Annotated in this window: 19 protein-coding genes and 1 riboswitch; of the genes, 5 read left to right on the top strand and 14 right to left on the bottom strand. The window is 43.5% G+C overall.

What is annotated here, in order from left to right; translation table 11 throughout:
• Positions 1–35: 35 nt before the first annotated feature.
• Positions 36–668: a DNA-3-methyladenine glycosylase gene (locus IQ246_RS05185; RefSeq protein ID WP_208492013.1), complete on the bottom strand. Its 633-nt coding sequence runs from the start codon at positions 666–668 to the stop codon at positions 36–38.
• 223 nt (positions 669–891) lie between these two features.
• Between IQ246_RS05185 and IQ246_RS05180 the strand changes: the two genes are divergently transcribed.
• Positions 892–1,581 (top strand): response regulator, encoded by a 690-nt coding sequence (locus IQ246_RS05180; protein ID WP_194000761.1) that lies wholly within the window; start codon positions 892–894, stop codon positions 1,579–1,581.
• Positions 1,582–2,032: 451 nt separating this feature from the next.
• Here the strand turns inward: IQ246_RS05180 and IQ246_RS05175 are convergent, their stop codons facing one another.
• The 5 genes from IQ246_RS05175 to IQ246_RS05155 all read right to left on the bottom strand — a co-directional run bounded on the left by IQ246_RS05175 (position 2,033) and on the right by IQ246_RS05155 (position 12,710).
• A complete protein-coding gene (locus IQ246_RS05175; RefSeq protein WP_194000759.1) occupies positions 2,033–7,384 on the bottom strand; it encodes a response regulator in 5,352 nt (1,783 codons plus the stop codon).
• 70 nt (positions 7,385–7,454) lie between these two features.
• The gene (locus tag IQ246_RS05170; RefSeq protein WP_194000814.1) at positions 7,455–10,400 is read right to left on the bottom strand and encodes a methyl-accepting chemotaxis protein; all 2,946 of its coding nucleotides are present in this window, start codon (positions 10,398–10,400) and stop codon (positions 7,455–7,457) included.
• A gap of 14 nt (positions 10,401–10,414) precedes the next feature.
• Positions 10,415–10,945 carry a chemotaxis protein CheW gene (locus tag IQ246_RS05165; RefSeq protein WP_194000757.1) on the bottom strand — a complete coding sequence of 177 codons (531 nt, stop codon included), beginning with the start codon at positions 10,943–10,945 and terminating at the stop codon, positions 10,415–10,417.
• Positions 10,946–10,958: 13 nt separating this feature from the next.
• Positions 10,959–11,324: a response regulator transcription factor gene (locus IQ246_RS05160; RefSeq protein WP_191759837.1), complete on the bottom strand. Its 366-nt coding sequence runs from the start codon at positions 11,322–11,324 to the stop codon at positions 10,959–10,961.
• 126 nt (positions 11,325–11,450) lie between these two features.
• The gene (locus IQ246_RS05155) at positions 11,451–12,710 is read right to left on the bottom strand and encodes a response regulator (protein WP_194000755.1); all 1,260 of its coding nucleotides are present in this window, start codon (positions 12,708–12,710) and stop codon (positions 11,451–11,453) included.
• Between the two features lie 406 nt (positions 12,711–13,116).
• On the opposite strand from IQ246_RS05155, the gene hmpF reads away from it, so the two are divergent.
• Complete coding sequence (gene hmpF, locus IQ246_RS05150) at positions 13,117–14,877, top strand: pilus motility taxis protein HmpF (RefSeq protein ID WP_194000753.1); 1,761 nt, start codon at positions 13,117–13,119, stop codon at positions 14,875–14,877.
• Between the two features lie 188 nt (positions 14,878–15,065).
• On the opposite strand, the gene IQ246_RS05145 is transcribed toward hmpF, so the two are convergent.
• From IQ246_RS05145 to cobG, 6 genes are all read right to left on the bottom strand, one after another.
• Positions 15,066–15,467: a type II toxin-antitoxin system HigA family antitoxin gene (locus IQ246_RS05145; RefSeq protein ID WP_194000752.1), complete on the bottom strand. Its 402-nt coding sequence runs from the start codon at positions 15,465–15,467 to the stop codon at positions 15,066–15,068.
• Positions 15,451–15,750, bottom strand: a complete 300-nt coding sequence (locus IQ246_RS05140) for a type II toxin-antitoxin system HigB family toxin (protein ID WP_194000750.1) — start codon at positions 15,748–15,750, stop codon at positions 15,451–15,453. The genes IQ246_RS05145 and IQ246_RS05140 overlap by 17 nt, the downstream gene beginning before the upstream one ends.
• Before the next feature lie 77 nt (positions 15,751–15,827).
• Positions 15,828–16,880 (bottom strand): tRNA lysidine(34) synthetase TilS, encoded by a 1,053-nt coding sequence (tilS, locus tag IQ246_RS05135; protein WP_194000748.1) that lies wholly within the window; start codon positions 16,878–16,880, stop codon positions 15,828–15,830.
• Between the two features lie 45 nt (positions 16,881–16,925).
• Positions 16,926–17,630, bottom strand: a complete 705-nt coding sequence (locus tag IQ246_RS05130; RefSeq protein ID WP_194000746.1) for a precorrin-2 C(20)-methyltransferase — start codon at positions 17,628–17,630, stop codon at positions 16,926–16,928.
• A gap of 2 nt (positions 17,631–17,632) precedes the next feature.
• A complete protein-coding gene (locus IQ246_RS05125; RefSeq protein WP_194000744.1) occupies positions 17,633–18,259 on the bottom strand; it encodes a precorrin-8X methylmutase in 627 nt (208 codons plus the stop codon).
• Complete coding sequence (cobG, locus tag IQ246_RS05120) at positions 18,184–19,725, bottom strand: precorrin-3B synthase (RefSeq protein WP_194000742.1); 1,542 nt, start codon at positions 19,723–19,725, stop codon at positions 18,184–18,186. The genes IQ246_RS05125 and cobG overlap by 76 nt, the downstream gene beginning before the upstream one ends.
• 48 nt (positions 19,726–19,773) lie before the next feature.
• Positions 19,774–19,916: riboswitch (cobalamin riboswitch) on the bottom strand.
• A gap of 114 nt (positions 19,917–20,030) precedes the next feature.
• On the opposite strand from cobG, the gene IQ246_RS05115 reads away from it, so the two are divergent.
• From IQ246_RS05115 to cbiE, 3 genes are all read left to right on the top strand, one after another.
• Complete coding sequence (locus IQ246_RS05115) at positions 20,031–20,252, top strand: hypothetical protein (protein WP_194000740.1); 222 nt, start codon at positions 20,031–20,033, stop codon at positions 20,250–20,252.
• Positions 20,253–20,268: 16 nt separating this feature from the next.
• Positions 20,269–20,397 (top strand): hypothetical protein, encoded by a 129-nt coding sequence (locus IQ246_RS30785; protein ID WP_255515464.1) that lies wholly within the window; start codon positions 20,269–20,271, stop codon positions 20,395–20,397.
• A gap of 534 nt (positions 20,398–20,931) precedes the next feature.
• Positions 20,932–22,143 carry a precorrin-6y C5,15-methyltransferase (decarboxylating) subunit CbiE gene (gene cbiE, locus IQ246_RS05110; protein WP_194000738.1) on the top strand — a complete coding sequence of 404 codons (1,212 nt, stop codon included), beginning with the start codon at positions 20,932–20,934 and terminating at the stop codon, positions 22,141–22,143.
• Between the two features lie 74 nt (positions 22,144–22,217).
• On the opposite strand, the gene IQ246_RS05105 is transcribed toward cbiE, so the two are convergent.
• On the bottom strand, positions 22,218–22,964 hold the full coding sequence (locus IQ246_RS05105) for a cobalt-precorrin-6A reductase (RefSeq protein WP_194000736.1): 747 nt from the start codon (positions 22,962–22,964) through the stop codon (positions 22,218–22,220).
• Positions 22,965–23,093: 129 nt separating this feature from the next.
• Positions 23,094–23,537, bottom strand: coding sequence for a DUF1636 domain-containing protein (locus IQ246_RS05100; protein WP_194000734.1), 444 nt, complete (start codon positions 23,535–23,537; stop codon positions 23,094–23,096).
• Between the last annotated feature and the right edge of the window lie 242 nt (positions 23,538–23,779).

Here is a 23,779-nt window from a genome sequence, read left to right as displayed (position 1 = left end):
CAACGTCTCTACAATGGTGCCAATGGTAGGTAATGTCATTGCTTTGGCGATCGCTCACTCAAATAATAGTGCCATAATAAACGAGTGGCTAATGCTCTCCACGGCCGCCAGTTTTCGGCTATAGTTTCTATCTCTTTAGGTGTGGGTCGCTGTTCTAAGCGTTTCACCTTCTGTATTGCCAAAGCTAATCCTAAGTCTCCTTTGGGTAAACTATCTGGTCGCTGGAGTGCCATCAATAGATATATATCAACTGTCCAGTCTCCAATACCTTTACTTTTTTTGAGAACAGAGCGTACATCCTCATCATCCATTGCATTCAGGGTAAGCAAATCAAGCTTTCCAGTAATGATAGACTCTGCTAACAAGCGTCCATAAAGAGCTTTTTGCCTGCTGAAACCAACTTTTTTGATTTGGTCATCATTTAAAGTGAGAAAGTTATCTGGAGTAATTGGTAATATAATTTGTTGCAACCGCTCAAAAACTGCTTTAGCTGATGCTAGAGACACTTGTTGTTCTAAGATGATTTGAATGAGCGTTGCAAAGCCTGGTTCGCGTACCCAAAGAGGTGGGGAACCCAGAGCTTTAAGAATATCTGCTAGGTCTGAATCGCGGGAAGCAATAACCTTCAAACCATAAGTAAAGTTTTTATCAGTTAAGATTTCTGGCATTTTTATAAATAATCGATAATATCATACACCTTCACAGCCATCACTTGCCAATGCGATCGCTATTTACAGCGGGGGATATGAGCAAACCGACATCTCACAAGAGAAGGATTATTTCCGACAATTGGAGGTATTACCTGCTATTAAATACTCGCGGCGTCAGGAAAACCCCTTAAATAAGAAGTAGTTATTCATCGGAGAAGCGTTGAAAGGCGAGTTAGCAAGCATGAGCCAAAATTTACCAGAAAAGGCATCATTTAAACTTTTGTTAATTGATTGTCACCAGATGTGTCTAAATGGAACAATTGAGGTGCTACGCTCTCAGTATCCAAGTGCTAAAATTTTCACTGCTCAAACCGCCGAAAATGCTCTAAATCAAGTGTCAATTTTGCAGCCAGACCTTGTTGTAATCGATATTTATATTCCAGAAAAGCCTGGAGTAATGGCATCGACTAATACAGGTATGCAACTCCTCAGAAATTTGATGGAGAATTATCCTAACCTGAATATCATTGTCCAAAGCATCCATATTCGGACATTGGTGCGGATGAAGCCTGAGATTGAGGCTTACAAAGGAGGCTTTACAGTTGCTGATAAAAGTCTTTCTACTAAAGAAATGCTCGCTAGAGTTAAGTGGGCTTTACAGGGATTAACTCATACAAAAGATATTCAAGAAATTTACTCGGAATTGCAAGTAAAACCAGAATGGCGGTTACTACTGACTTTAGCGTTTCAAGAAGGATTACAAGATAAAGCGATCGCTCAACGTATTAGTGTATCTGAACGCATGGTGCGTCACTACTGGGATAAGCTGCAAAACGCTTTAGGAATTGATGGTGAAGAGTTGAAAAATCAAGGGAAAAATCTGCGAATAATAACTCAAATCAGAGCCAGAGAAGCAGGTTTAATTGATTGACAAACTGCTCAATCTTGGGATGCGATCGCTCCCCAGACAAAGCCAAATCAGTAATTTCAGTTAGTGATATAGTAATCCGATTTGATTCGTGAACTGACTCGTAGAGACACCGAATGGAGAAGGTGGGGCCCCCTCTGGGGAACTCGGGGCCCCCTTTGGGGATTAGGGGCGAAGAGGCAATGGGGAATGGGGCATGGAGAAGAAGTAATAAAGAAAGATGTACTGAATTTTTTTCAGTAATCAAATACTAGTCCTATATATGCGATCGCAGTAATTGAACTCACGTTATATTCACAAGGATAAAACCCTCATTCCGCACTTCAAGATTTTTAATTTTCGCAATTGAAGTTAGAGACAATTTTTTTACCTCTCAAATATTTTTGAGTTTTTTTGATTGTCTCACTTTTGGCGGGACATGATATCAGAAGGCAACAGATAACGTAAACCCCAACTAAGCATTACTATTAACGAGTTTCTCCCCTTTGAGCATCCGCGCCGCAGCTTCCAGTAGAGCTTCCTCTAGGTAAGGCTTAGTAAAGTAGCCGCTAGCACCGAGTTGAACTGCCATTTGTCGGTGCTTATCTGCACCACGCGAGGTGAGCATAGCGATCGGCAGGTGGTTGAGGTTCGAGTCTTTCTGAATGCGAGAGAGTAACTCTAGACCATCGCAACGGGGCATTTCAATATCGCAAAATACGATATCGCAAGGCAGACCGGAGCGCAGTTTATCCCAAGCTTCCTGTCCATCACGCGCCTGTTCTACGCGATAACCTGCCTTGTTAAACGTCAGGGAGAGCAACTCTCGGACTGTAATTGAGTCATCGACAATTAGCACAGTTGGGTCAATCTTCACAACAGGCGGGTCTGTAGGAGTACCTTTTTGTTGCCAAGAACTGCCACTAGTTTGTGTAGAAATCCGTCCTTGGAAGATATCAATTATTTCCAGCACGTCAGCAATGGGCATAATACGACCATCACCTAGGACTGTAGCACCAGCTACACCAATGGGTTTGGGCGCTGGCCCTTCAAATTGCTTAATCACAATTTCTTGTTCGCTCAGCACCAGGTCAATTTGTAGAGCAATTAGAGTACTGCCCGATCGCACCACAACAACAGAAACCATGTCATCATCTCGATTACCGCCATAGACATTACCACGACTGATCTGGCGATTGAAGGTTAAAAGTTCCTTCAGAGATCGGAATGGCAGCTGTGTATCACGCCAGGAAATAAATGATTGCCCATTAGCATTGTGCTGGATATTTTTGACTGGTATATCTAGCGTATCTTCTACACCATCCATAGGGAAGGCAATGCGAGCTTTATCGGAAACGCAGCAAAGGGCTTTACAAATACTCAGGGTCAATGGCAGACGGATGGTGAAGGTGGTTCCCTTGCCAATAGTGGAATTGGTATTAACTGTCCCACGAATTTCGCTAATCTCGGAGCGAACTACGTCCATACCCACACCGCGACCAGAGATTTCATCTGCCTGATCTTTGATTGTAAAACCAGACTGGAACAGCAGGTCGTAGACTTCTAGGTGAGAGATGGTTTTTGCCTGAGCTTCTGTAATCATGCCAATCTTCACTGCCTTGGCCTTAACTCGTTCTGAATCAATACCCGCGCCGTCATCGCCTACGGAAATGATGGTTTGGTTGCCTTGGTGAAAGGCACGGATAGTAATAATTCCCACTGATGGTTTTCCGACGGCTTGTCGTTCGTCTGCCGTTTCAATACCGTGAGCGATCGCATTATTCAGCATGTGAGTCAGCGGATCGGTCAGATGATCCAAAATCATCTTGTCAATTAAGGTATCTCCACCTTCGATGACCAACTCCACTTGTTTGCCACATTTAATGGCATTGTCGCGCACTCCTCGCCGCCAGCGATCAATTGTTTGGGCAAAAGGCACCATTCGCGCTCTTGTGAGTCCTTCTTGTAGCTGTGTAGTTACCTGGCGGAATTGCCGGGCCACTCGCTCAGTTTCTTCGGTAACAAAGTCAATATCACTAGCCGACTCACGCACTCGTACAATGCGCTCAATCATTTGCTGGGATAATGTATGGAAAGGAGTAAAGCGATCCATTTCTAGCTCGCTAAAACCCCTGTCGGAATTGGAGTCAGCAGATGGAATGCCAGAGTCTTTAGTTTTGCGACCAGCCAAAAGAGAGGCTTCTAGTAGCGATCGCTCATACAACTCCTGCATCCTCGCCCCTACATCTGATAGCTGTTGCACCTGAATCAGCAAGTTATCTAGTGCCTGTCGCAACCGTTCATGATCCTGCTCTAGGGTGTTGCGATTTACCACCAACTCTCCAACTAAATTGCTCATATCGTCCAGTTGCTTGACTGGAACTTTCATTGTTTCTTCAAATCTCGCAGTACGACGAGTGGAGGGGCGTAGAGTTTTTCCTGTATTCGATTTTATAAGTGATGAGTGAGATATTGTTTGATCCGCTTCTGCCAGCAACTTTTCTAAGTCACCAAATTCATCATCTATGCGCGGTGATGAAACGGTATTGAGCGGTATCAAGACGGGTTGAGTTTTGAAGGGCTGCTGATAGTTAGATATGGCTGCTGTCTCATCGTTGTCTGCACCTAATAATGCTTCCAAAGCAGCAAAATCTATTTCTTGTATGGAGGTAGTATTGGGGCTGGGTGCTCCTTCCTGTCCTAATAATGCTTCCAATTCGGCAAATTCATCTAGGATAGGGCTGTCATTTTCTACAGCAACTGCTTCAACTGATGCCACTTCCAATTCTTCAGTTGAGGTAACAATATTATTCTCTGCTTGATTTACTAATGCAGGTTTATCTGTCTCTTCTAAATCGCACACATGCTCAGACAAATCTGCTTCTAGATTTTCATCAGTTTCCAGATTGGACTCATCTAAGCTGAAGTCTAAGCCTGTTACCATCGGTTCCGGAATAACTGTTTGTGTAAAGTCATTGACGGTTTGCAAGTCAAGGTTTGCCGTGTTTTCTACATTTTCTACTAATTCTTCCTGGTTCGCAGTTTCTGTAAAAGATAAATCATTTTTTATATTATCTGTAGTCTCAATTTGAATATAAGTAATGTTAGCTATATCCTCAGACAGCAGTTGTGAATTTTCATCTGTGTTGTCATTGAAAGCGTCAGACAAACCAATTTCCAGATCAGCAAATGTTTTGGGAGAATCTATAGATGATATCTCTGTAGGCTGGTTGGTAAACTCTGGTATAAAATCCAAAGGTTCTGGTTCTGGCGACAAGCTGTGAATCTCTATAGGAGTTGCTGGTGCTTCAAGACTTGCTAACGTTGCGCTATTGTCTATTGTCGAGGAAATTGCTGAGTTAATTGGTGCTAAATCCTCAAAGAAATCATCTCTGGCATCTGAGGAGAATAGCAGATCTAGCTGCTGCTCTGGCTGCTGCAAAGTTATATCAAAATCTTCTAGATCGAGACTGGGTGGTATAGACTGCTGACTGTCGGCAAATATGTCATCAGTAGTCGCGGTAAACAAACTTTCTTCTAACGCCTTTGCCACGTCCTGCTCAACGACAGAATCGAATTCATGCTGTTGTTCTGCGATGATTTCCTGGTTCCAGAAGGTGCTCAGGTCATCCTCTAAGTGAGAAAGCTCAGATGCGGTTAGCGGATTAGTATCAAATAATTCACCTAGTTCTAACTCACCTGTAAACGGTAATGCATGTTCTTCTGTTTCAGCAAATAGACTTTCCAAAGATAAGCCTGACTGGGACTTCCTACGTGATTCTGCATAGTCGTCAGGAGTAATTTCCTCTACCCACTCTGCATACCCAGTTTCTAAGAATAATTTATCAAAATTGTTTTGTTGGTTGGTGGATAGTTCCATACTGGCGATAGTTTCAGTCTCTGGTTGAGTTCCTCCGCCTGTGAGCAGTGGTTGATCATCATCTAGTGCCTGTACCAGTAAATCTTCAACTACATCGTTTTCGTTGTCCCTCTTCTGAGTAATTTCCTGCAAAGATTGCTCAGAGTCGCCAGAACTTTCCGTAAATTCTTGTAAAATATTTAAGGGAGAAAATTCTAAATTTAGATTAGAAATCGCAATATTGCTAAACTCTACGGTCGTAGCAAATGTTGGTTGATTTTGTGATTCTTGATTTTCCTTGTCTAAAAAGTTGTCACCAAATAATAAGGATAAGTCTTCTATCTCAGCTGTGGTTGGTGGGTGCTGATCGTCGCTTATCTCTTCATCAAACGAGAGTAAATCAGATAAGTCGGTTTCAGCATCCTCAGTGTCACAATTGCTGAAATCAATTCCTGATGCATCGGTAGCAACAGTGTCTAAGATTTTCTCTTGTTGCCAGGTTTCATCTAGATCGGGAGTTTCACCTTCAAATAAATCGGCAAGTGTATTTAACTCAGCTATTCCTACTTCTGGCCCATTGGGGTCAATACTACTATTAATCGGATGTATCTCGTCTTCATGCTCTGGCAAAAGATTAATAGCAAGAGTATTTTGAGTAACAGCGCCTTTTAATGTTGGTTGTAATTCAACAGAGGCGTGTTCTTCCAAGACGTTAGTGTAGCGATCGCCTGGCTCGTCGTCGAGGTTAAGTTGCTCAGTTAGCTCAGATAGGCTAGTTATGCTATCTTGCGGTGGCGCTATAGGTGGCACTAACTGCGCGGCGTTATCAGTGATATCGAGAGTATTGGCGAATAGAATTGGCTCTGGCGTAGTTGATAATTCTGTCAAAACCGCAGGCTGTTCATCAACTAAGTCGGGGGTAGTTTCTAGCAACTCAATTTCTACAAAGCTTAAAAGGACTTCTAGTTGCTGACTAATTACAATTTCGGCTTCCCTACCTTGTAGAACTAATTCCTGAGCTTGTTTGATTTCGGTAATGACGATTTTAGCTAAAGTCAGATAAGTGTTTTCGGAATTACCGATCGCGCTAGCTGCTGCTTGACACAAATCACACCACTTAGATAAATTCTGGGCTGCACCAAGTTTCACTAACTGTTGACAGCATTGCTGAAGATTTTGCCGCGTTTCGGGTGTTGTTGTTTGCTTAAACAGTTGCAACATTTTCCGTAGTGTTTGTAACACATGGGCTTGAAACTCGCTCCAACTATCAGTTACCTTGACTGTGACTGGCGATAGCGCCGATTCGCTGTGTCCGTTAGCGTCTAGCTGTGCCAACGTCTTCTCCCTTGAAGACCCGATGGCGAACGATGAACTTACCTCTTGGGGTGTTACTGAGAAAAATATTTCTGTAGATTCCTTTCGGGTGTCTTCTGGCAAACTGGGAATATCCCGCCGCAGGAAAAATTCTGTGAGGGTGGAAAGGTTATCTTTAGAGTTTGAATGTATTTCCTGTGTAGAAGTACTATTTATTACTTGACTACTACCTTTTTCGACAAGCTGTTCGAGATGCTGATTCAGCCATTGAAAGACCGGCTCAGTTTCTGACATCAGAGTATTAGCTGCATCTTCCGATAAACCGAACTGTCCGCTCAAATGCTCTAAGAGCACCTTTAGAGTATCAGACACACCAAGAAATAAAGACTCTAACTTTTCGTCAACCTGAACTGGATGCTCTTTGAGAACTTTGAAACAATCTTCCAAACGGTGGGATGTGTGCTGGATACTAGTCAGACCAAGCATCGCCGCTCCTCCTTTGATGGAGTGAGCCGCCCGGAAGACTTCGTTAATCATTTCCGGGTCGTTCAGGGTACCCTCAAGATTCAGCAACCCCTGCTCAATTGTATTCAGGTGGTCTCTGGCTTCTTCAATAAAGTAGCCCAAAATCCGCTGTTGTTGTTCCGGCAGCATAGTTTTTTAGTCAAGGGTCAAGGGTCAAGGGTCAAGAGTCATAAACAAATAACAAAGGACAAATGACAAATTACCTGGTTTCCATAGTTTCCACTCGGAAACGTTCAACGGAGGCAATCAAGTCGCGGGATACACCTACTAGGTTTTGTAGAGCACCAGAAACTCGCTGCGCTTCCTGGGAAGTTTCTTGTGCTGTGAGTTCCACTGACTGCATTACATGAGCAACGGCGCGGGAGGTTTCCGTCTGTTCCACAGTATCAGTAGTAATTGAGCGCACAAGAATGTCAATACGATTTGCCACTTGAATGATGTTTTCTAGCGATCGCTTGGCTTCTTCTGCCAATTTTGTGCCTTTAATTACCTGTTGTGTGCCTTCTTCCATCGCGGTCATTACAGAGCCTGTTTCGCTTTGGATTTGCATCACAATTTGTTCAATTTCCTTCAAAGATTTGGCAGATTTGTCCGCTAATTGACGCACTTCATCCGCTACGATCGCAAACCCACGTCCGGCTTCTCCTGCCCTTGCCGCCTCAATACTAGCATTGAGTGCCAGCAAGTTGGTTCTAGAAGCAATCTGGGAAATCAACGCCACAATTTTAGAAATTTCTTGCGAGGATTCCGCCAGTCGTTTGACTTTTCGGGTAGTTTCGGCAACAGTTTCCCGAATTTCCAAAATACCCGCTACGGTATTTTCTACTGCTTCCCCGCCTTTAAGAGCAATAGTGCTAGCATCGCGGGCAACAGTTTCTGCTTCCCGCGCCGCCTCTGCTACCCGCTGAATCGAATCGGTCATCACCTGTACGGAATTAAGCGTGACTGCCAACTCTTCCGCTTGTCGCAAAGCATCACTAGATAAGGCTCTCGCAAAAGTTTCGGAGTTAGTTGCACCTTTGGTTACTTCCTTGGCTGCCACTTTTACCTGTTGCACAATATCTCGCAGGTTCTGAATTGTCAGGTTAAAGGCATCGGCTACAGCTCCGAGTACGTCGGCTGTCACTTCCGCTTGTACCGTTAAATCTCCTCTAGCTGCTCCTTCCACATCGTCCAACAGACGAATCACTTGGCGTTGCAGGTTTTCTTTGGCCTCCTCTTGTTCATCGGCTTTACGCTGGGCTTCATTGGTAGTGGTGAAAATTACACGCGCCATTTCATTAAAACCAGCGGCTAGCTGCCCAAATTCATCTTCAGAATATACTGTGGCTTGAGCATTGAGATTTCCTTGGCGTACAGCATCAAACTGAGTTTGCAAATCGTCAGTTGTACGCCGAATTTGCTTGAGTGTGAGAGTCCCCATGAAGCCTGCGGTAGCAAAACCTGCTATCCCAGCGGCTAGTGACATTGCCCAACCTGTGTTCCTGACTGATTCCCGTTGTTGCGCTGGAGAAAATGTAGTGGCTACAAAGCTGACTGTAGCTACAACCAGTGCCGATATAATACCCACGCTCCCAGCAACTAACCACTGTTTGCTTTGGATAGGAGCGTTTTCTAACGGCGCTAACAAACCCTGCTCGACCGTAACATTAGGTTCTATCTTCGAGACATCTGTTTGGGTAAAAACTGGGACTGCTTCATGTGAGCTAGTAATTGTGAACAGTTCTTCTTCGCGATCGCTAGCTACATTAGTTGCAATAGGCTCCACGTCTTTACTGCCTAGATCGCCATTGGTTTCTAATGCACCAGAATGCATTGCCATATCACCGAAGTTAGAATCTTCTCCTATCAGGTCAAACCCCGGAATATTCCCTAGATCGTCAAATTCTTCAAAATCGTCTAAAAATTCTATATTGCTTTTAGAATTTTCTCCAGTTTGTATACTACTTGTATCTTCAGTATCTCCACTAGATGTTAATTCCTCTGAACCAAAAGCAGACTCAAACGCTTCAAGATCAAAATTTTCATCATCATAAGAATTGTTCTTTTCTATGAGTTTATCTGATTTTAACTGCTTTTCTTTCAGGGCAAAATTGCCATTATTAAAAGATGATGATACCTCTGTATTTTTCGGCTGCAAATCTTCTGTAATCCCAATTTGTTTCTGACGCAACAAATTATCTTGATTGGTATAATCAAGGCTATTTGATGCTATTGAATCATTCTTAAGTTCTATTTCGACGATCAATAAGTTTTCATCCACCAGATTAGTTTTTTGAAATTCCAAATTCTCAATACTAGCTTTTTGAGCTTCGGAATCAATCAAGAAATCAGAAGAGTTATTCTGGCTATTTATGGTTTGTGAATTAGCCGAGGCAAAAGGTGAATAGTTATTGTTATTTTTGTCAATTGCCGAACTTTCGTTAGTTAGATTTGCGCCCAAATCTAGAAAATTACCATTCACTAGTGGTTCTTCAAAACTCTCTTCTGAGATATCTTGTTGCCAGAAAGCGGGTAACTCTAATTCTGCTTGCTCCTGCCAATTGATGCCATCCACCTCTTGCTCCTGTAATTGTTGATTAAAAGCAAAAGGATCTTCACCAAAAGTTATCGATGAATCTGATATTCTCTCAAATTCAATGCTGTCTGTGGGTATGTCAAATGAACTGTTTAAGGATAGCTCTTCCAGTGCATTCACAGCTTGTTGATGCTCCCCAAAGGATTTTAAATCAAGGCTACTGATATCAAACTCCTTACTAGTACCCAAATCTGCAAATTCTTGTTCATTATGTACCAGAGAATCAGATATCTCTATGGGATTGATTTGCTCTTGATCTACTGATGCATCACCTTGACTACCTAGTATTTGAAGGTGTTGATTAATATTTTCAAGTCCATTATTGGCAAAACCAATGATTTCTTGATCGTCAGTTAAATGCAACACCTGTAGATATTCTTCTTGCGCTACATCGTACTGCTGCAAAACGTAGTAGATGTGACCCCGTAACAAACGAGAGTTAGGGTCATTTGGGAAACTTTGCACCACTTGGTCAACTAAAGTAGCGGCAACTTCATAGTTCCTTTGTACATAGGCTGTCATCGCCAGCTGATATCTTGGCTCGTAATCATCAATACTTGCTGCCATTTCCTCCTCCAATTTCATCCTGCCCACCGTGCACTCCGCAAAATTGCCATTTGATCGAGCAGTCGTAGACATTGATTTTTTTTAGTATCTAATAACCACTCTCCGCGCAAAAAGGGAGCCATAGTATCTGGAACACCAGTTGGTGGCATGAGATGCTGTATATCCAGCCAGTCCATACCACCAATTTCCTCTACTGCTAAACCCACTATTGTGTCTTGCTCTTCAATGGCAATCACCGGAATTTCAGCTCTATCTGTGTTTAATGCACTTGCTTCTCCAAGAAATTGACCCAAATCAGCCACCCAAATAACTCGACCTCGTAAATTTAGAGTACCCAAAAGTAAAGGAGAAGCATTAGGAATCGGAGTGATTCTATCAGGACTTAGTTCAATTACCTCCCGGATGCCAGTTGCTTGTAGTGCAAACTCCTGATGCGAGGGAATGTAAAATCTCAAATGTAACTCACCTTCAGGACTTTCTACTTGTAATTCAGGACGGAAGTGGTCTTGACCACTTCCGCTTAAAAAGTCCGGTTTGCTTACCATATTGTTTTCATCCTTATCCTCGCAGCAGTTGTTTGACTGTTCCCACCAACTCAGTTGGTTGAAATGGTTTGGCTATGTAGGCGTCTGCACCTTGCTTCATACCCCAGTAGCGATCAAATTCTTCGCCTTTAGAAGAACACATTACTACAGGGACATTTTGGGTTTTCGGATCTGACTTTAACCGACGACAAACTTCGTAGCCGTTCATCCGGGGCATGACAATATCCAATACCACTAAATCGGGAGGTGCGCTTTGAATTGCCTCCAACGCTTCTAGTCCATCACTGGCATGGGTGACTGTTAGGCCAGTTGCTTTCAGGAGGTCTGTAATCATCTCTCTTTGCGCGATACTGTCTTCCACAATCAGAACTGTACTCATAAGTGTTTATCTACCTCCTGATGTAGACGTTCCTATTTGGAACATTCCCTGATTCCTCCGCAAGTATTTAGTGTATAAATTAATTCTATTTTTTCACTAACTAATTTACTAGATATTGACGTTTCACTAGTTTGCTGATTCTGTGATAGCATTTTTTACCTCATCTTTTGTTAGATCAACAAGTCTTAGATCTCGTTTATGGGATACACAAGACTCTTTGTTGATATATTTGGCTATGAGCATTAGTAACTCAGTGTCTGTAAATGGTTTTGTCAAATAATCTGTTGCCCCGAACATCCTAGCCCTGACTCGATCAATAAATCCATCTTTACCAGTCAGCATGATAATTGGTACAAGCCGAAATGCTGTTGAATGTCGCAGCATGGTACAAATTTCGTACCCTTCCAATTGCGGCATAGTTATATCACACAAAATTAAATCCGGCTTGAGTTTAAAAACGAGACTGAGAGCCTCTAAAGGATTTGTGAGTGAGATTGTCTCATACCCATGTGGTTGCAAGATAGACTCTACAGTTTCACAGATGGCGATCGCATCGTCAATACATACTATCCGCTTCCTGTGATTTTCTTTTAACTCTCTATTTTCTGTGTATGTTTCTAGCTGTAATGTCACTGAATATACTAGTTGTAGCCAATTCTGTTGGACGTATGGATATATTGCTTTGGCGACTGTCAAAATGTCTCGGTTCAGATGGCGAGCCAATTGACGCAGGGATGTTTTCCCATCTGCCCAATGCTGTAATTTATTTAATGTTGCTGTCGGTAGTGAAGAGCATAGCCGAACTGGATCAGCCAGTACTGGTAATTGTTCAGGAGATTGAATGTGTGGATATAGCTGCTTCCACTCTTGCACTTGCTTCGTAACTTTAGTAACCAGCGGAGCAATCTCCAAAGTGTTTAATTGTGGGGCAAGTGCTACACCCTGATGGAAAATGAAGTTACCTTGATGTAAGCTCAGCAGGTCAAAGAGGGTTTCATGTACCAAACCGTGGATTATGCTAACAGCTATCTTCGGTTTAATTATATTTCGCTCCAAGAGTGCCCAAAGATAAGCATATTCTGGTGCGTTTATTGAGCATAGGGAGGCAGATTGTATTTCTTCGAGTCGCATCTCAACTCGGTAATGACGTAAATAATCGCCAATCCGAGATAAACTACTCTCGCCTTCTTGGCAATAGATAATTTGACCGTTGAGGAAAAAGACGAGCCAAGACTGTTGTTTAGAGCGGTATCCAAGAATTTCTTGTCCATCCCTGTTGCTATGGTGAGAGCTAGGGGCTTCTACCAATAGTTGTCCAGTTCGCTGTCCTAACTCAATCAATTGCAGAATACTGCAAATATCAATTTCATTTAAATTTCCCTGCATTTAATTAAAAGATGCTCCCTGTAATCCTGTTGACATTTTTATTAATTCTGCGCTGGAATTTTTCCATGTTTTAAGTAGGCGTATTAGGTATTGATTATGGGCTATTAGAAAGATTTTTCTCCAATCCCTTGCTCTGAGCGGGAGATATATTAAGCTATAAACTTTAAACTTTTGTAATAACCTTTGACAAAGCTAGTGTTAACACGGAAGTCATCGTAACTATCGTCAGTACAAAATATAAAAGCGCGATCTAAATCGCTTCTATAAATATCAAGACGTAATATCTCACGTCTATAAATAGTTTCGTCTGTCTTCCTTAAACTTAGGTTCAGTAAGACAAGTTAACAGAATTATCTAACGTATATTCCAAAACACGAGTTTAAGTGCATCAACAAGGACTAACGGTGTGCTGTATTTAGCAGAAGTACAAAAGCAGAAAGGCGGCTTACTAGGCGGTGGTTCTAAAACTGAACTGAAACTGCTAGCTTGTCAGCGGACTGATCAAAATTGGAATACTGTGTCGGAAGAAGTAATTGCAGCTGAAGACGCAGGTAAATTAAATGATGGCGCACTGGTGCTAGTTGAAATAAATCCGAATCGTCAAGTACAACGGATTCAAGAAGCGGGACGTCCGCTAGTAAACATTTTGCAGAATTTTTCTCGCCAGCTGGAAAAATTTAAGCTCAAGGAAGATGAAATTGACCAGTGGAAACAGTCGTTAACATTTCAGGCGCAAGAGTTGAATCGCCGTGAGATGGACATGGAAGTACGCTCTGAACAACTGCAAGAATTGGAGGATGAGTTACAACACCTGGAGCAGCAAAAACAGGCAGTTGATACATCCCGCGAGGAGATTGAACGATTGCAAGCAGAAATTGAGCGTAACCGCCAGGAACTGGAAGGAGCTTGGGAGCATTTACGAGGTGAACAGCGTCGTCTGGAGGAGCGTCAAGCGGATTTTCAACAGGGGACGGTTTTGGATGAGCAGCAAAGTCGGGTGATGAGTGAGTTACTAGATCGCTTGTCTAGTCGCGTTGCTCCCACGGAAACAGTAAGGGAACACCTTCATCTAGCTTTTGAATTGGTTGAAAGGCAGCAAGGTACGCTTAATCCACATTGGCAACAACTGGAGCAGCAAAAAATTGTGGCTGCTCAGCAGCAAGAGGAAGTAGAGCGCTTGTTGCAAACATTTAGCGATCGCCAAAACGCATGGCAACAGGCACAAAATTCTCTAGCGCAGCAAACAGCCCAGTTGCAGGTAAGTACAGCAGATATCACCAACAAGCAAGAGTATGCTCGCATACTCAAGGAGCAATTACGAAGTCAGGAAGATTTATACCAACAGATTCACTCCTTGGCTACAACATCGGCTGATATAGTTCTCGGCCAGCAAGCTGATATAGAAGCTTTGCAGAAAATGCCTTTAGAAGAACTACAAAAGATAGTGCAAGATTTACAGTATAAGCTGGAAATAGATGCTAGCTTTGTTCACGATCAAGAACAAGAACTGACATATAAGCAAGAAACTATAGAAGAACTACAAAATAAATTAAATCACGCATCTGACCATGACCATATCAATTTAGAAATGGAACTGGCGGATGAAAAAGACCTCTATCAAATGCTAAACGAAACTTTAGTAGGACAACGCCGCAATATGTTACAGCGGCAGAAGTTTCTCAAGCAGCACCAAACTGTTATGCTACGACGGCAAGGACATACTGTTGCCAATGAAGAAGAGGGTAACAAAATTAATTTAGAGCCGATTTTATTACAAATTGAAACCCAGCGACAACAATATTCACAGGAAATACAAAAGCTGGAACGTGAGATTGAGCAGATACGTAGTGGTATTGAGCTAGCGCAGGGAATGATTGACAATCAAACCTATGATTTGGAAAACAAGCGCCAAGAACTAAAAGCGATGGAAGAAAACTTGCTATCCCTGCGAACAGCAACCGCCCAATGCTGGAGTCGGGTAAATCTCTATCAAGAAGCACTACAACCAATTCAGGATTCTTTAGACGGATTACGCCATAAGCTGCAAGGAATTGGGGAATCTTTGGCTCAAGTCCAAGAAACTGGTGATTATCAACTCCAGACGATCGCCCAGATGCGCCATACTCTCCAAAGTCTAGTATTTCAACCAGAATTGCTAGCGTCTTAACAAGTTTTGAGGCTTTGATGAAACGCGCTTACCCTGGAGCAACTGGTTCGGGAGCGACTTCACAGGTAATGAGTAGACATCTCCAGAAATTAGCCGAAATCCTTGATAGGCATGTCATGATCTAGTGTTGAAGAGTAATCAAATCTAACTTATTTTTTTGGGCTTTAGCCCAACTACGAACTGAGTTTTTATTCTATAAATAAATTAGATTCTACATGAAAAAACTCTCCCAGCTTACGCGCTTGTTCTGTATTTATCTTCTCTTGTCCATTTAAGATTTTATCAACCAAATCTTCTGTCCCTAAAACCCCTACTAAATCAGATCTACTTCTCTCAGATTCCTCTAAAATAAATAACAACATAGATACAGGATTATTCTGCTGGCTTGGCTGATAATATTCTTGTTCAAACTTTTCAATTAAAGTAATTAATAACTGATAAAGTTCGTCTTCTTCTAGGGTACGTTCCAGGTGCATTAAATCTTCCACTATCCTTAAAGCTTGCTCATTTTCAGCTTCACTTTTTATCAGCTTGGGAAGATAAGCTGTTAACAATTCCTTGTATTTATCTGGATTAAAAGTAAGGGTCATCTTTCCAGTTTTCCTTATCGTATTCCGCATGGGTGAGGATGTACTTAATATAAATTAACTGCCCTTCATAATCTATACTAACAATCAAGCGATATTTATTTCCTTTCATATTGAAAACTGTAAAATTACCAACAGCTTCAGCTTTAGGAAAAACCTGCTGTACTTCAATTAAATTTGACCATTTTGCTTTAGTAGCAACCTTATACCAATTACTTAATACTTCCTGACAATCTGCATGGGTTTCTGCATATTCTCTTAAGATTCTAAAACTAATAATGTGCATCGTCCCTGATAACAAAAAGACTTCAAATATAGTAACCAGACCAACACTTAGTATAAGTATTAACTACTAACCTTTAGCTATTTCAAACAGATCCAGTCGCCTTCTACTTGAGCGATCGCACCACCGGGAAATGGATCAGTTTGCGAACGATTTGGCGCTGTAATTAACAGCGTTAATTTTTCAATGTGTTCAAAACTGGGCGCATCAGGAAGTATCTGCTGCAATACCTGACGCATCACTCGACGTTGCAAAGCCAGTGGTGCTGTCTGCAATACCCGACGATTTAACCTTAAGGGGACAGAAGGGTAAGAAGACGAGGGGAAAAGAGGGGGATAGTATAATTGCTCACCAACTTCTAATCCTCCACTCCCCCACTCTCCCACTCCTGTTTTCATCGCCTCTTCCCGAAACTTTTGGGCTGCTTGCTCTAAATATTCCACTTCTGCTTGGAGAAGTTCTGCTGTTTGGGCTAAAGCTGATTCTACTTGGGGATTGAAATTCTCTTGCAAATATGGAATTAGCTCTTGGCGGATACGGTTGCGGGCGTATTTCAAATCAAGATTTGTGGAATCTTCCCAAACTGGTAATTGAAAATCTTGACAAAATTGCTCTGTTTGTGAGCGAGTTATTTCTAAAAGTGGACGCACTAGCAAAACGCCCGCAGTTAGTGGACGTAGCCAAGTCAAAGCTTGCAAACCATCAGCACCAGTACCGCGAATTAAATTGTAAAGGAGAGTTTCGGCGCGATCGCTTGCAGTGTGTCCTGTAACAATATATTGATAATTATTTGCTTGGGCGATCGCACTTAAAGCTTGATACCGCCAATTGCGTGCAGCAGCTTCACTATTCAATGGCTGATTGGCTGTTTCTAAATAAAAGGACATACTCCAAGTCTTAGCTAAGTTTTCTACATGATTAGCATTAGCTTGGGAGTCAAAACGCCAGCGATGATCGCAGTGTGCGATACCTATATGCCATCCCCATTTCGGTTGTAAATCTAACAATAGCTTTATTAAGCATAGAGAATCTTGCCCACCGGAAACAGCTACTAATAGCCGTTGTTTGCGCTCAAATAAGTGACGCGATCGCATGGTACGATGTATTTTTGCATGTAGAGGAGTCCATGTCATTTTGGCTTTATGAAAATGGTTACAGACCTGACTTTTTCCAAAGCTCTATAGTCGATTCTTACTTGGGACTACAATCATCGAGAAGTAAGGTACTGCTGCTGGATCGACTTCATCCAAAGGTACAATTCTTTGCTGTGCCATTGTCGCCCGCTCAATGTATCTTGCCCGCGATGCTAATCCTAATTGATGTAGGATATCGCGCACTTTTGTAAAATGGCGACCTAACTTCATAATCGCTGCGGCGTCAGTTGCTAGTAGATGTGTGATTAACTCTTCTGGTGGTAGTGGGGCGGGTAAAACTGTCAGAATATCGGTGTAGTAGGTGAAGGGTACACCCAAGGCCACTGGACAAGCCATCAATGAGGAAATTCCGGGCACAACTTCTGTTTCGTACTGCTCAGATAACCGCGTGAATACATACATAAAGGAGCCGTAGAAAAACGGATCACCTTCGCACAGCACCACCACATTCCGTCCTGCTGCAAGATGTTCAGCAATTGGTTCAACTTCTTGATCGTAAATGGCCTGTGCCTTTTCTGGCTCTAAAGCGCGGGGTAGGTGGAATGCTACCTCGATTTGATTGCCAGTAAGATACTGCGAGACGATCGCCCGCGCAATACTTTGTTTGTCTGTTGCTGATTGATAGGCGACTACAGGAGCCGCCTGTAATAGCCGCAGCGCTTTCAGGGTCAACAATTCTGGATCACCTGGCCCTACGCCAATTCCATACAGACGACCTTTGGTTTCCATGTTCATTCTTCCTCTGTTGCTAGGGCGTTAACTGCTGCTGCTGCGATCGCACTACCGCCGCGCCGACCGTGTAATGTTAAAAATGGTACATTCCTGCTGTCTGCTGCCAATGCTGCTTTTGATTCTGCTGCACCAACAAACCCAACTGGAAAGCCCAAGATCACGGCAGGTTTAGTAGCTACCGTATCCAGCATTTCTAACAGGCGGAACAGTGCTGTAGGCGCATTCCCAATGGCGATCACTGCTCCTTCTAGGTGCGATCGCCATAATTCCAAGGCAGCTGCTGACCTCGTAGTACCCAGATGCTGAGCAAGTTCTGGTACTTCAGGATAATTAAGGGTACAGATAACTTGATTGTTCGCAGGCAGCCGCCGCCTTGTGACGCCTTCGGCAACCATCCGGCAATCGCACAAAATTGGCGCTCCCGCTGCTAGTGCTGCCCGCCCAGACTGTACCGCCGTTGGTGAATATCCCAAGTCGGTAACAATATCCGTCATTCCACAGGCATGAATCAGGCGCACAGCAACTTTTGCTACATCTAGCGGCAGCACATCTAGGTTCGCTTCTGACCGGATAATTGCAAAGGAATTACGGTAGATTTCATTGGCATCTCGGATATAGTCGGGCATTCTGTTTGAGAATTGGAATCTGGGCTAGCGAATAACTGTTTTAATTGGGCGATTGCATATCGATTGGTAAATTCTCCAAAGGACTCGCCGGGATTGGTGCGTTGGATTTTATACGTTTTTAACATCTGCTCTAACAGTGGAGGTAGTTTGTCAAAAGTCACGTATTGGTAAAGTTCACGACCAAATTTCTGGTTGTAATCACCCCCACCAACATAAACGTGATATCCCTCCACAGTTCTATTATCCACTTCAATGCTGACACCAAGTAAGGCGATATCACTCTTGGTATGCTGAGCGCAAGATTTAATACAGCCGCTGAAGTGGATATTAATTGGGCGATCCAGGGTGAGGCGTGTTTCGAGATACTCTGCTAACGACAACGCGTGTCTTTTGGTGTCAGTGGCAGAAGCGGCACAACCTTTGTTGCCAGAACAGGCAACTAATGCACTCTTGATGTTGGTGATCGAGGAATCTAATCCTAACAAAGCAAGTTGATTCTGGACATCAATAACCCATTGCTGGGGAATATCAGTTAAGAGCAAATTTTGCCAGGGAGTTAGCCTGAGAGTACCGCTACCGTATTTTTCTGCCAAATCAGCCAAACCCTGCATCTGCGTACTATCTAGCCGACCAAGTGGTAGTACGATACCGATATAAAATAAATCTTGCTGACGCTGGGGATAGATGCCGATATGCTGATATTTGGCAGTTGGGATTTGACACTCTTCGCACCTCATTCTAACCAGAGGAAAAGGTAGACGTTGCTCAACTTCCTGGAGATAATTTTCATAACCCAAAGTATTCAACAACTCTCGCAGACGTGGCTTGCGTTTACTCGTAGTATCAAGATGAGCCAGGTAGACATCAGCCAAAGCTGCCAAAATTTGCAAGCATTGCTCTGGTGACAACAAAATTTCCACATCGCTGGGTGGTGCTCCCTTTGCGCCGACACTGAGATAGAGGCGCAAGTAAACACTACCGTCAATTAAGACAGCAGCAAACGTGATATCATTCAGGCGATCGCTTACTGAGACTGTGCCACCACCATCGAAGCAAACGCTAAATTTTGCAGATAGTTCCGACAAGGCAGGATATGCGGCGATAAAATCATCCCAACCTTGAACAAAAGGGCGGGTGTCGATCAATTCCTGTGGATCGATACCAGCAGTAGGACTAGTCATTATATTGCGGATGTGGTCTACAGCAGTATTACTAGAACCTAGTCCTATATCCTGTAGGTGTTTAAGAACTTGAGAGTTGATCTTTGTGTGGATTTCGCGGACTTGTAAGTTAGCGCGATTAGTCACATCCACATAACCGCCGCCGTGATGGTCTGCTATATCTGCGATCGCCCGGCACTGTATACTATCCAGAATCCCACCTGGTATTCTAATTCGAGATAATATACCGTCTTCGGCAGATGTAGAGTAAAACAAGCCAGGACAAGTGGCAAATCCAGACGACAAAATTGTAACTCCTTCCCCGTGCGACGCAGGGAGTAGACGATGGTTGTGTCTTCAAGACATTCCTAGAGTTGGCATTCTGACTTGGGTAATCCCATTACAGCTGCGGCACAGTCCCGGAATTTCACCGGAGTTTCCCAACACCAGGCTTTAGTAATTTAGCATGATAAGCTACTCAGACTTATGATGAGCAATTTTTTTTTACTTAAAGACCGCATGGTGCAAAGGGGCAGGTTTTTGTACGGATGCGGGAATTACAATTAATCAACGGGAGTTGATATTACGAGGTTCAAAGGCTGATTAATGGAGTGCAAAGGCTGATTAATGGAGTTCAAAGGCTGATTAATGGAGTTCAAAGGCTGATTAATGGAGTTCAAAGGCTGATTAATGGAGTTCAAAGGCTGATTAATGGAGTGCAAAGGCTGATTAATGGAGTGCAAAGGCTGATTAATGGAGTGCAAAGGCTGATTAATGGAGTGCAAAGGCTGATTAATGGAGTGCAAAGGCTGATTAATCCCTTATTTACTTAGGACTCCTATTTGATTTTTGAAAGAACTGCGTACACCTCTAACTCCCTTTTTTCCCATTCCCTATCCCCTATCCCCCATTCCCTATCTCTACAAGTCAGTTCACGAATCAAATCGGATTACTATATCTGTATCAGGTATTTTGTGAAATGGTGTCAGGAACTCAGGACTGAAGCCCTGAGCTTGTAAGAAATTGCAAGCTATTCTGACCAGCCTAAGTCTTAACTGACTACGTTATTTGGGTCACGACACCGGCAAATGCGACGCTAGTTTTCCGCTCTGTCGTTTGCAATTAAACAGTTCTAAAGTCACTGGAACAGTGTTGCAAGCCTAACAAGCCCTAATAACATTGGTGTTCGCGCAGCGTCTCCCCTTGGGAGAAGCGAACATTACCCCGCAAGGGAGGCTCTTTTACAGCAAACATTATGCGTACAGAATTGTGAGGTTTGAGATGGTAATTGTCCCATTGCAAGTACATTACAAAAGTACACCGAGCTCACCAATCCCAAGGCGGTAATGAATACAAAGTTTTCCGGTGGTTAAAACCACCCGTGTCGCTTACCTCTCAGGTCTAAAGACACGCTCGTTTCCCACTTACCGGTTCTATTTATGAGTGTGAGGATTTATGCAAGAAGTCTAGTTAAGTTAAATTTTTATCACATTTGAGAAAAGTGTGCCAATCATGACACGAAAATGGCTCTCTATTGTAGGGATTGGCGAAGACGGGTTACAGGGGTTGAGCGCGATCGCTCATTCTCTAATTGCTCAAGCTGAAATCATCGTGGGAGGCGATCGCCATTTAGCAATGTTACCTACAGATGACCAACGTCAAAAAATCGTCTGGACTTCGCCAATTAGCGCCTCAGTAGATGAAATCATCCAGCGTCGGGGTCAGTCAATCTGCGTACTAGCAAGCGGCGATCCCATGTGCTATGGCATCGGTGTCACCCTAACCCGGCGAATTCCTGTGTCTGAAATGACAATTATTCCTGCACCTTCAACCTTCAGCCTCGCCTGCGCCAGACTGGGATGGTCTTTAACTGAGGTGGAAACCTTAAGTTTGAATGGTCGTCCACTCTCTTTGCTCCAGTCGTATATTTATCCCGGAGCACGGCTATTGATTTTGAGTGAAGGGAAGGATACACCCGCTATTGTTGCCCAACTCTTGACAAATCGCGGCTATGGCAGTAGTCAAATTACTGTATTGGAACGCATGGGCGGTAGTCACGAACGGATAGTCGAAGGTACGGCTGTGTCTTGGAGTGAAACAGAAATCGCTGCCTTAAATGCGATCGCAATTAATTGTACTGCTGATGCCGGGGTTGTCTGTTTGCCGAGGCTACCAGGACTACCAGATAGCGCCTACCAACACGATGGACAGCTAACCAAGCAGGAGGTTAGGGCAATCACTTTAGCAACCCTAGCCCCCACACCTGGAGAACTGTTGTGGGATGTCGGCGCGGGTTGCGGCTCCATTTCTATCGAATGGATGCGGAGTCATCCCCGGTGTCGGGCGATCGCGATCGAACAAAACTCGTCCAGACTGCGCTACATTGCTGATAACGCCGCAGCTTTAGGTACTCCAAATCTGCAAATTATTGAAGGTACAGCCTCTAATGCTCTCAAAGACTTGCCTACACCCGATGCCATCTTCATTGGTGGTGGGGTAACAGCAACGGGTCTTTTCAATGTTTGCTGGGAAGCACTGCGATCGGGTGGACGTTTAGTTGCCAATGTGGTGACAGTAGAGGGTGAGCAAATGTTATTTAAATGGCATGAACAAGTCGGAGGTAACTTAACCCGCATTGCCATTCAAAGAGCTGAACCTATTGGTAAATTTTTGGGCTGGCGAGCAATGACACCCGTAACCCAGTGGATAGCTGTAAAGCAGTGACTTGTTTAGTAAAAGTAGGGAGAGCATTGCAATGCCCACCCTGCAACCTCAGATCGAAGTGTCGAGTTAAGTTACTAGCCGTGCAATTTGTTAAGCAGCCACGCCAAAACATCATCAACATTGCTAACCTGCTCACCTGGTGGCGTTGCTGGACGATTCACCATAATAACTTTCAGTCCCAATTCCCGCGCCGCAGTAATCTTGGCATAAGTTGCATTGCCACCACTATTTTTACTGACAATGGTATCAATGTTTTTGTGAATAAGGATTTCTCTCTCGTTTTTGAGGTCAAAAGGCCCGCGATCGCACAATACCATCCCTGGCGGCACTAAAGCATCGGGGGCAGGAGGTTCAATCATTCGCATCAGAAACCAAATTTCCTTCAGGTGAGCGAAGGCAGCTAATTCTTGTCTACCAACTGTCAAAAACACCCGTTTTGCCAGGTGTTGCAGGGCTGTGGCGGCAGCTTCAATATTGTCAACTTCGATCCAGCGATCGCCACTCACTTGCTCCCAAGGGGGGCGAATTAACATCAGACGGGGTACTCCAATCTCGTTTGCAGCCGCAGCCGCATTGAAAGAAATCTGAGTAGCGAAAGGATGAGTGGCATCAATCAGCAGGTTGATTCCCATCTGACGAAGATAGCTAGCCATTCCAGATGCACCACCAAAACCCCCAATCCGCAGATCACCTAACGGAATTGAGGGTTCGCTGGTGCGACCTGCTAGAGATGTGATTGCTTCTACCCCTTGGATAGTCGCGACTCTTGCAGCTATTTCTGCTGCATCTCCTGTCCCGCCGAGAATCAAAACACGTATCATAATGTTTTCTCTGCGTTTTACTGACGCAATACCCAAGCCGGTGCGATCACTTCTTTGTTCAATCCTCAGTTTCTATTGCCTCTTGTCCCTATAGAGGGGCCCGAGTTCCCCAAACCCTGGTCTGGTTTACTAAATTACTGTTGTGCTAACTTTTTCTACAGATATAGAAGGAATCTTTGCCAAAATTCCCTTTTTCAGAAGTTCTGGTCGTTCTGACCAAGGTAGTAAGCCATCCTGATGGGCATAGTATTTTCTAGCACATTCCAGTACCGCAGATGCACTGTCTTCAGCTGCTAAATCGCCAAATAAATATGTTAATTTGCCTTTAGCAGCAAATGCGACGACGCATGAACGATTACAAGCACTCATGCATTCAACTTCTTCAATTAAGAATTTATTTCGTAAGTCCCAATCTTGTGCAAGATGCTGAAGCTGCTGTAGTAGTTTTTGACCACCACTTTCACCTAAGCGTTTTCCATCTTGCCACATACTGGCACAGGTTTTGCAAACAAATAAGCTATGGTAATCATCAACAAAGTCAGTGGTTCTGGAAATATTTGTAGCAGCAGTCATCTGTTACCTCGCAGATATGTAGAACTGATATAGTAATCTGGTTTGATTGCTGAATCACTCGTAGAGACAGGGAATAGGGAATGGGGAATAGGGAATGGGGAATAGGGAATGGGGAAGAAGTAATAAAGGTGTACTGAGTTACCTCTGGTGGCTGACCCCCACCAGAACCGAATGACCTTGTTCGATCATACACTGGGGTCATTTAGTGAGCGCAATGATAACAGCGATCGCATTACTCCCAA

The organism is aff. Roholtiella sp. LEGE 12411, from assembly GCF_015206995.1.
Classification (GTDB): domain Bacteria; phylum Cyanobacteriota; class Cyanobacteriia; order Cyanobacteriales; family Nostocaceae; genus Komarekiella.
The sequence above is the reverse complement of the archived record's forward strand: the minus strand, read 5'-3'. Positions and strand labels throughout refer to the sequence as shown.

What these genes read in the sequence shown, in the direction of transcription:
- IQ246_RS05185 (WP_208492013.1), bottom strand. Translation starts at nt 668, where the DNA reads ATGCCAGAAATCTTAACTGATAAAAACTTTACTTATGGTTTGAAGGTT.
- IQ246_RS05180 (WP_194000761.1), top strand. Translation starts at nt 892, where the DNA reads ATGAGCCAAAATTTACCAGAAAAGGCATCATTTAAACTTTTGTTAATT.
- IQ246_RS05175 (WP_194000759.1), bottom strand. Translation starts at nt 7,384, where the DNA reads ATGCTGCCGGAACAACAACAGCGGATTTTGGGCTACTTTATTGAAGAA.
- IQ246_RS05170 (WP_194000814.1), bottom strand. Translation starts at nt 10,400, where the DNA reads ATGGCAGCAAGTATTGATGATTACGAGCCAAGATATCAGCTGGCGATG.
- IQ246_RS05165 (WP_194000757.1), bottom strand. Translation starts at nt 10,945, where the DNA reads ATGGTAAGCAAACCGGACTTTTTAAGCGGAAGTGGTCAAGACCACTTC.
- IQ246_RS05160 (WP_191759837.1), bottom strand. Translation starts at nt 11,324, where the DNA reads ATGAGTACAGTTCTGATTGTGGAAGACAGTATCGCGCAAAGAGAGATG.
- IQ246_RS05155 (WP_194000755.1), bottom strand. Translation starts at nt 12,710, where the DNA reads ATGCAGGGAAATTTAAATGAAATTGATATTTGCAGTATTCTGCAATTG.
- IQ246_RS05145 (WP_194000752.1), bottom strand. Translation starts at nt 15,467, where the DNA reads ATGACCCTTACTTTTAATCCAGATAAATACAAGGAATTGTTAACAGCT.
- IQ246_RS05140 (WP_194000750.1), bottom strand. Translation starts at nt 15,750, where the DNA reads ATGCACATTATTAGTTTTAGAATCTTAAGAGAATATGCAGAAACCCAT.
- tilS (WP_194000748.1), bottom strand. Translation starts at nt 16,880, where the DNA reads ATGACATGGACTCCTCTACATGCAAAAATACATCGTACCATGCGATCG.
- IQ246_RS05130 (WP_194000746.1), bottom strand. Translation starts at nt 17,630, where the DNA reads ATGGAAACCAAAGGTCGTCTGTATGGAATTGGCGTAGGGCCAGGTGAT.
- IQ246_RS05125 (WP_194000744.1), bottom strand. Translation starts at nt 18,259, where the DNA reads ATGCCCGACTATATCCGAGATGCCAATGAAATCTACCGTAATTCCTTT.
- cbiE (WP_194000738.1), top strand. Translation starts at nt 20,932, where the DNA reads ATGACACGAAAATGGCTCTCTATTGTAGGGATTGGCGAAGACGGGTTA.
- IQ246_RS05105 (WP_194000736.1), bottom strand. Translation starts at nt 22,964, where the DNA reads ATGATACGTGTTTTGATTCTCGGCGGGACAGGAGATGCAGCAGAAATA.
- IQ246_RS05100 (WP_194000734.1), bottom strand. Translation starts at nt 23,537, where the DNA reads ATGACTGCTGCTACAAATATTTCCAGAACCACTGACTTTGTTGATGAT.